Annotated in this window: 7 protein-coding genes and 2 pseudogenes; 8 read left to right on the top strand and 1 reads right to left on the bottom strand. The window is 49.2% G+C overall.

Annotated elements, in window-relative coordinates:
* The first annotated feature begins 41 nt into the window (after window positions 1-41).
* From KDK14_RS09355 to KDK14_RS09340, 6 genes and pseudogenes are all read left to right on the top strand, one after another.
* Window positions 42-365: a hypothetical protein gene (locus KDK14_RS09355; RefSeq protein ID WP_257264832.1), complete on the top strand. Its 324-nt coding sequence runs from the start codon at window positions 42-44 to the stop codon at window positions 363-365.
* A pseudogene (locus tag KDK14_RS21470) lies at window positions 344-919 on the top strand (DUF1016 N-terminal domain-containing protein); the annotation flags it as partial. The gene KDK14_RS09355 and the pseudogene KDK14_RS21470, both read left to right, overlap by 22 nt.
* On the top strand, window positions 911-1,444 hold the full coding sequence (locus KDK14_RS21465; protein WP_306671500.1) for a PDDEXK nuclease domain-containing protein: 534 nt from the start codon (window positions 911-913) through the stop codon (window positions 1,442-1,444). The pseudogene KDK14_RS21470 and the gene KDK14_RS21465, both read left to right, overlap by 9 nt.
* A complete protein-coding gene (locus tag KDK14_RS21460; RefSeq protein WP_306671499.1) occupies window positions 1,431-1,565 on the top strand; it encodes a hypothetical protein in 135 nt (44 codons plus the stop codon). Before KDK14_RS21465 ends, KDK14_RS21460 begins: the two co-directional genes overlap by 14 nt.
* A gap of 491 nt (window positions 1,566-2,056) precedes the next feature.
* Window positions 2,057-3,484: a DUF1800 family protein gene (locus KDK14_RS09345; protein WP_257264831.1), complete on the top strand. Its 1,428-nt coding sequence runs from the start codon at window positions 2,057-2,059 to the stop codon at window positions 3,482-3,484.
* Window positions 3,485-3,489: 5 nt separating this feature from the next.
* Entirely contained in the window at window positions 3,490-4,701 is a 1,212-nt protein-coding gene (locus KDK14_RS09340; RefSeq protein ID WP_257264830.1) for a DUF1501 domain-containing protein, read from the top strand.
* On the opposite strand, the pseudogene KDK14_RS09335 reads toward KDK14_RS09340, so the two are convergent.
* A pseudogene (locus KDK14_RS09335) lies at window positions 4,695-4,748 on the bottom strand (hypothetical protein); the annotation flags it as partial. The gene KDK14_RS09340 and the pseudogene KDK14_RS09335 sit on opposite strands and share 7 nt — an antisense overlap.
* Before the next feature lie 242 nt (window positions 4,749-4,990).
* Here KDK14_RS09335 and KDK14_RS09330 point away from each other — a divergent pair.
* Window positions 4,991-7,615, top strand: a complete 2,625-nt coding sequence (locus KDK14_RS09330; RefSeq protein ID WP_257264829.1) for an autotransporter outer membrane beta-barrel domain-containing protein — start codon at window positions 4,991-4,993, stop codon at window positions 7,613-7,615.
* 110 nt (window positions 7,616-7,725) lie between these two features.
* On the top strand, window positions 7,726-8,028 hold the full coding sequence (locus KDK14_RS09325; RefSeq protein WP_257264828.1) for a hypothetical protein: 303 nt from the start codon (window positions 7,726-7,728) through the stop codon (window positions 8,026-8,028).
* Window positions 8,029-8,124 lie beyond the last annotated feature (96 nt).

The raw sequence follows: 8,124 nt of genomic DNA, 5'->3' as shown, positions 1-8,124 counted from the left end.
TGACCAAAAAATCCCTGATTTCACGCTTCAATTGCGAATAAATGAAGTACTACCAGGCCGCGATAGAAGGGTTCGAGATACTGCATGAACTGTTCGAAGGCATGTGTGACCATGTGTTCGCCGATGAATTGGGAGACTGGATGTTTACCGGTGACCGGAAGGCTCACTACACAGGCTATTTTGAGGCAGCATCTAAAAGTTGCAGCGTGGACGATTTTGCCGGGAAGGCTATGTCCGCAATTATTGATGACAGCCACCAGAACTGCTCGTTGAAAATGTATTCATTGGTGAAGTCCATTGCCACGCAAGAGCAAATGGCAATGGTTGAGGAAAGCGTTAAAGAATGGGGGATAAAAGTGGCATGATAAAGGTACTGCATCGGAAGTGGTGCAGCAGGATTGGAGAAGGTTTGCGAAATTCAAGAATCAAGACCCCGGTTTTTAACGATGAAGACAAGCTTGGCAAAGGTAAAAAGATGCAAGAGAATCCGGTTGTTATGAGCAAAAATAACACCCCTCCGATTAAAAAAACGTCTGCCCTGAGCTCTGAAGAACAGCAACTGGTCAGCGATATCCGCAGCCTGATCGACAGCGCTCGGAAACAGGCAGCGGTGGTGGTCAATGCCGAGCTGACCCTGCTCTATTTCCACGTTGGGCTGCGAATCAATCAGGACATTCTCAACAGCCAGCGGGCAGAATATGGCAAGCAGGTAGTGGCCACCGTTGCCCGGCAACTGACCCTGGTTTATGGCCGGGGCTGGAGCGAAACCCTGTTACGCTACTGTCTGCGGGCTGCGCAAATGTTTTCCGAGCCACAAATTCAGCACACACTGCGTGCGGAATTGAGCTGATCCCATATCAAACTGCTGATTGCCCTGGATGATCCGCTTAAACGGGAGTTCTACAGCGAAATGTGTCGGCTGGAACACTGGAGCGTACGCCAGATTGAAGAGCGTATGCAGTCCATGCTCTATGAACGTACGGCTATTTCCAAAAAGCCGGAAAGGACTATCGCCGGTGACCCGGGAAAACTGCGAGACGATGGTGAACTTTCACCTGAACTGGCATTTCGTGACCCTTATATTCTCGACTTCCCGGGACTTTCAGACAGCTACTCAGAAAGAGAGCTGGAGTCCGCCATCCTTGCTGAATTGCAGCGCTGTATTATAGAGCTGGGTACGGATTTCGCTTTTCTGGCGCGGCAGAAGCGCATCACCCTGGATATGCGGGACTATTACATTAACCTGCTGTTTTACCACCGCCGTCTCAAACGTTTGGTGGCCATTGAGCTGAAGCTGGGCGAGTTCAAAGCAGCTTATAAAGGCCAGATGGAACTTTACCTGCGCTGGCTGGAAAAGTACGAAAAGCTGGACGGTGAAAGCAGCCCCATCGGCCTGATTCTCTGCACCGGTAAGAATCAGCAGCATATTGATGGAGTTGGATAAAAGCAATATCCGGGTTGCCGACTATCTGACCAGCCTGCCCCCGAAGGAAGTACTGGAAGCCAAATTAAGACAATCTATTGAATCGGCCCGACAGCAGTTAGAATTCCGGGAAGAGGAGTAGTCTCTATGGATTTTGAGAGTGGCAATTCCTGCGAATCACCGTGTAGATGTTCAGGTTTTGTATTTATACACAGGGCAAAAGACTGGAACGCCGGAGCCTCGCACATGAATCAGGCATTGCCCGGAAAGCTGTTTGATCGAATAGGTTTGATATCAATGGTTGATTAAAATCAGCGGCTCAAGTGTTTAACATGAACCGCTATGATACGGAACCGTTTGTCCGGTGATGTGAGAGTACGGTAAGTGATATGGCAAGGGTTTTCCGGTCACTTATTTCCGCTACCCTGGCAAATTATTGTTCAAATTTGAACGGTGTCGGGTGGTAATTGCTCGTAAATTTAGGGTGAGGTCTTTCATTTTGAATAAATTCAAGAATCAAGACTTGACACTGGCTTTTGCTATCCACCTTGTGCAGACAATAAACCTTTGCAGCAGCAAGCATGTGTTTATGCCAGTAAGCAAGAATAAGTGCCATCAGGATAGAAAACCGACATGAATAACCAACAGGCGATAATTGCCAGCAATCGTTTTGGCCTGGGAGCCAGGCGGGGGGAAATCAAGTCAGCACAGTCAGCCCCCCGGGACTGGCTGCTGCAACAGTTGATCACGCCTCAATTTGACTTGTCCCTGCCCGATAGCGCCACGGTGATCAGACAGTACCACAGCTTCAGAGCGCAAAAAGCTTCTGCAGCAAACCGGGAATCAGCATCTGATAACAATCAGATGGCGGCAAACGACAGCCGGAAAAATTATTTCCGTTTCTGTTATGACAATCTGAGCCGTGCCATTGGCAGTACACACTCCTTCAGCTGGCGCCTGCTTGACTTTTTTTCCAACCATTTCAGTGTCACTGCCCAGGGAGGAATAATGACTTCGTTGGCACCGACGCTGGAGCGTGAGGCCATTGCCCCAAATCTACAGGGCTCTTTTGCCGAGATGTTGGTCGCCGTAGAACAGCATCCTGCCATGCTCGTTTATCTCGATAACGATAAATCCATTGGTCCTGACTCGAAACAGGCCGTTGCCTTAAGAAAACGCAACAAGCCTGGCAAAGGAATCAATGAAAACCTGGCCCGGGAAATTCTTGAGTTACACACACTGGGGATCAATGGCGGTTATCAATTGGACGATATTCAGGAGCTGGCCAGGGCCATCACCGGCTGGAGTGTCAATATTTCCGGTCAATCAAAAGACCACGGATTTCTGTTTCGTGAGCGCACCCACCAGCCTGGAGTACGCACCATACTGGGGAAAAAATATGCCTCGTCCGGTGTTGAACAGGGAGAAGCCATACTCCGCGATCTGGCCGTCCACCCATACACTGCCCGCTTTATTTCCCGGAAGCTGGCCCGGCACATACTCAGTGATCAACCACCGGAGCCTCTGGTAGCCGCCATGGCAAAACGCTGGTTGCAAACCGGCGGAAATTTGCAGGAAGTTTACACGACCCTGATTCAGCACCCCTTAAGCTGGGAAACGGAATCTCGCAAGCTGAAAACCCCAAGGGAATTCCTGATCTCGGTATGCCGTGCAACTGATGCTTATGTCACAGAAAAACAATCGTCACAGAAGCAGAAAAGGTCTCAGAAAAGGTCTCAGAAAAGAGAGATTAAACCGAACGACAGAATACTGATAAATGCCCTGACTGCCATGGGACAAAAGCCATTTGGAGCCGGTTCACCGGCGGGTTTTGCTGACGTTTCAGCAGCGTGGGACGGTGCTAACACACTGCTGACCCGGATTGACTGGACTTACCGGAAAGTAACCAGTATGCCCGGGGGAGTGGAGCCACTGCTATTGGCTGAGGAGATACTGGGGAGTCAGCTGTCTGCTCACTCACAAAAGGTGATCGGTGGTGCCGAAAGTCGGCGCCAGGGATTGGCCATGTTATTTCTCAGCCCTGAGTTCATAAGAAGATAAGCGCTATGGCAAGCATTAATAAAAAACCTGATATTAAACGACGTGATCTGGTTAAATGGCTCGGTGCGGGGGTGGTTTGTGTACCGTTATTAAACAGTCACTCATTATTGGCTGACACTCCAACCGGTAAAGCAGACTCTTCAGCAAAACTGGTATGGGTCGTACTACGGGGTGCTCTGGATGCCCTGCATACGGTCATACCCGCCTTTGATGATCATCTGATGCTTGCACGGCAGCAGCTCGCCCGGCAGGTTGTGGAAACCATGTTACCCCTTGATGGCCGGTTTGGCCTGAACCGTGAACTGTCCACACTGTACGATTGGTATCAGCAAAAACAGATGGCTCCAGTGGTTGCCGTAGCATCCACCTGCCGTCAACGCTCCCACTTTGCCGCCCAGGATGAACTGGAATCTGCCCTGCTGCCGGTCAATCAGGACAGTGGCTGGCTGGCTCGTGCCCTGGAAGTTTCCGGTAAAACCGGTATTGCCCTGGCCCACTCACTGCCGGTCAGCCTCCGGGGCAGCCAGCGTTCGTCTACATGGTATCCCCCTGCTATATCCCCGGCAAAAGGGGATCTCTATCAACGACTGTTGCAGTTCTATGAGCAGGACCCTCTACTCCACCAGCGTCTTGTAGAGGCACAGGATGTCCGGAATATGGTGGGTGATTCCCTGGATGACAGTGGTCGCAGCTTTGTTGATCAGTCACGGGCGGCTGGCACACTGCTCAGCAATCCGGAAGGCCCTGATGCCATTATGCTGGAGATGGGGGGCTGGGATACCCACGATAATCAGCACGCCCGCCTTACCCGACAATTCCGGACACTCGATTCCGGTCTTCAAACCTTGCGAGCGGCCATGGGGGAAAGCACCTGGAAACATACTGTGATTGTCGCTGCCACAGAGTTTGGCCGCACCGTGGCAGTCAATGGTACCGGAGGTACGGACCATGGCACCGCATCCTGCTTGCTGATGGCCGGTGGTGGTATAAAAGGAGGACAGGTACTGGGGGACTGGCCGGGGTTGGGCCAACAGGATCTGTATGAAGGGCGGGATCTGCGGCCAACGTCAGATATACGGCATTGGATTTCTTCCGTATTGGCAAATCACTGGCAACTTTCCAGGTCACAGCTGGAGACGGTTTTTCCGGGTGATTTCAGCATGGCAATACCACCAGAGGCTTCTGCCGGGAAGAATGTCAACACTTCAGCACCGTGATACATGCCCTGTTCAATATCGCTGGGGGAGTTAACCCCCGGCACCATGAAAACCGATGATTGATTGGCGATCAGCATTTCAGCCAGCGGCTCTGCACCGTCCAGGCTCTCACTGACTCTCAATTTGAATAGCGGGCAGTACCCGCGGTTGTCGCAACGGGTTCAGTAGTGTTTCCATGAGGTATCCGGGTTAAGTCGAACATCTATTCTATTGCATCTGTTCATAGTCGTATTATTATGATCTATTCACACAGGAGTGTGGCTAATAAAAACCTGCAAGAGAATGATAAATGGACTTTAAAAAGGGAATCCTCTCTTCGGCGATTGCTGTTGTGGTTTATGGCTCAGTTTATAGTGCGCCATTGATTGCCGCAGATGTCGATTCAAATGGACAGACAATTAGCGCTGATGAAACCATCACACCTGCTAATGACGATGTAGCCTGTTACCCAGATGGTCCCGACGGGTGTGTTGACGCTGCACTCAATGCCAATGGTGTGACAGGCAATATTATCAATTCCGGTACTATTGATGGTGGAAATGATACCAACTTTATTGGGTTGCTTGTCAGCAATACAACCGGCGATATCACCAATAATGGAACCATTAACGGTTTTGTAGGTATTGATGTTACCGATGGGGGCTTCAGAGGCTCCATCATCAACGAAAGTGGTGCAACCATTTCTGGAGAAACCGGTATTCTGCTTGACACTAATGGGACCACTGCCATTGCCGATCCCTTAGCCGATGAAGATCATGGTCTGTTTGTGACTGATGGGAATAACGATAAATTTATCGCTATCAGCAATGCTGGCACAATCCGGGCTACAGGGATTGACGTTGAACCTGCCAGTGATAAACCTGCAGACTATGAAAGTGGTTCAGCCATCGTCGTTCAGGATATTGTAGAAGGCTCTATTCAAAACCTGTCCGGGGGTCAAATTATCAGTGAAAATGGTCATGCCATACTATTTAGAGTTGTGGATACCAACCCATTATTACTGACCGGTGATTTAAATAATGCTGGACTTATTGAAGGTAAGCTAAGCGCTATCTTTATTGACCGGGGCAGGCTTGGCACTGACGTTGACAGCTATAATTCTGACGGTGAAATTTACAACCAATCAGGCGGCATCATCCGTAGTGAACGAATTGCCATTGAAGTCAGCGGTAACGGCTTGAACAACATCAATAACAAAGGAATCATTGAGGGTTATATAGGCATTCTTGTTGGTGGTGATAGTACTGATACAATCAAGGATGCCAATGAATCTATTTGGAATGCAGGCGTTATCCGTTCAGTCGGCGCTGACGGTCTCTTCGCAGAAGCTTTAACTCACGCGATTTTTGCTGATAGTGGAGATGATGGGGGAGAAGTGCTGGGGGTAACCAACACCCAATCCGGTACTATTGATGGTCGGTTATCCGGGGATAACTTAAGCCTGAACAACAGTGGAACCTTAAAAACTATCCCCGGCTCTGACTTTAAATCCTATGTTGGTAACGGCACTATTGTGGCTGTGCTGGACGATAAGATCGTGACCATTGGTGAATCTCCTGATTCTGGCAATGATGAGTTCAGTTCCGTACTGGATGTAGAGACAGCTACATTTAATGAAGGCTCTAAAATCCTCATTGACAGTACCGATGCATTTAACGTCACTGCGGAAGGTCAGAATTATGTCATTGTTTCGGCAACATCACTTACCGATAATGGTCTGGAAGTAGCAAGCAACTCTGTACTGCTTGATGTTGCTGTATACGACGATAGCAATACAAATACGGTCAGTGTCACAGTATCAACCAATGATGCAGGCGATGTGATTGCCAGCGTTGGGGCCTCTGAAGAAACACAGGAAATGATCAGCTCTTTCCAGACAGAAGTCCTTGCAGACCTGGATGAAAATGATCCTGTTTACCAAATGTTTGAAGCTGCTTCTGGCGACGTTGAAGCGCTGATAGAGCTGGCAGAAGCCCTTGAACCGGAAACCTCGGGTGCCGATGTGGCCGGAGCAACCGTTACCCAGTCAGCCACTTTTGACAGTGTTTCCAGCCGGATCAGTTCAACCCGCTCTGGCACAAATACTGGTGATATGTTCCAGTCTGGCGGGGTCTGGGCCAAGTACTTGCACAGCAAAGGCAAACAGGATGACAAAGTGGCAGCCGATGGCTTCAAATCCCGTCTCAACGGCATTACCTTCGGTGCCGATGGTGAAATCAATGATGACTGGACTCTGGGCGTTGCGTTTACCGCCGCTGACGCCACGACCAATAGCACGGGTTCAAACAACAGTACAGACACCTCCAGTATTATAGGTACGGTGTATGGTAGCTGGCAGAAGGGCGCTCTGTTCTTTGATGCCATGGCCAGTCTTGGCCGCAGCAACAATGAAGGAGAACGTCTCAATAACCTGATCAAATCTGAATATGATGCCGACCAACTGGGATTTCGGTTGACCGCCGGGCAAGATATTGTTCTGGATAATCAGGACATTGTGTTGCAGCCAACCGTATCATTCAATTACGGCAGTGTAGAGGTTGAAGCCTATGAGGAATCAGGCACCGCTGCTGCTCTGGCTTTGGAACAGCAGCGTTATGAAGTGATCGAATTGGGTGCTGGCCTTACTGCCATGAAAACCGTTGAGTTTAACCAAAGCTCACTTGATGCCGCCCTATCCCTCAATGTATGGCACGATTTTGCCGGTGATCAGGTACAGACACAAAGCCGTTTTCTGACTGGCGATACGATCATTACCAGTACTGGGGCAGCACCTGAGAAAACCACCTGGCAAGCCGGTCTGGGCGCTAATTATATGATTAGCAATAATCTGACCGCTTCCGTAAATTACGATCATACGTGGAAATCTGGTTTTGATGCTGACACTATCAGTGCCAGGTTGAGATACGACTTTTAATCATTGTTAATGAAAGGAGCTTTGGGTCGTATCCAAAGCTCCATTTATTTACCAAACGGTTTTAACCAATCCTCGTAAGTAGCTGGCCACACAATAAAGAGGACAAAACAATGAATGAAGAACTGGTCAAAGCGGGTATCGACAAAAAAACCGCCCATAAAGTCGCGGTCTCCTTAAACCCAGACCACCTTGCGACTAAAGAAGATTTGCTCCGGCTAGAGAAAGTAATGCTGGAGTTCCAGCAAAAAACAGATGCACGTTTCACCGCACTCCAGAAAGGTATGATCAGCCTGCAAAAAGAGAACACCGAAAAACTGGCAGAAATACAAGTAACTACCGCCGATAAATTAACTGGCAGTTTCTCGTCACATTCCTCGGCCTTGGCCTCACTGCCTGCGTCCTGTTCACTTTGAATCTCTACTTTCACTAACGGCAGATTTCACCTTGGCAAACAGCTTAGGAATTGTCTAAAAATAACTTTCCCATTTCACTCTAATTCTGGAACTATG

This window comes from Endozoicomonas sp. ONNA2 (assembly GCF_024606365.1).
GTDB lineage: Bacteria > Pseudomonadota > Gammaproteobacteria > Pseudomonadales > Endozoicomonadaceae > Endozoicomonas.
This window is presented reverse-complemented; position numbering and strand designations above follow the sequence as displayed.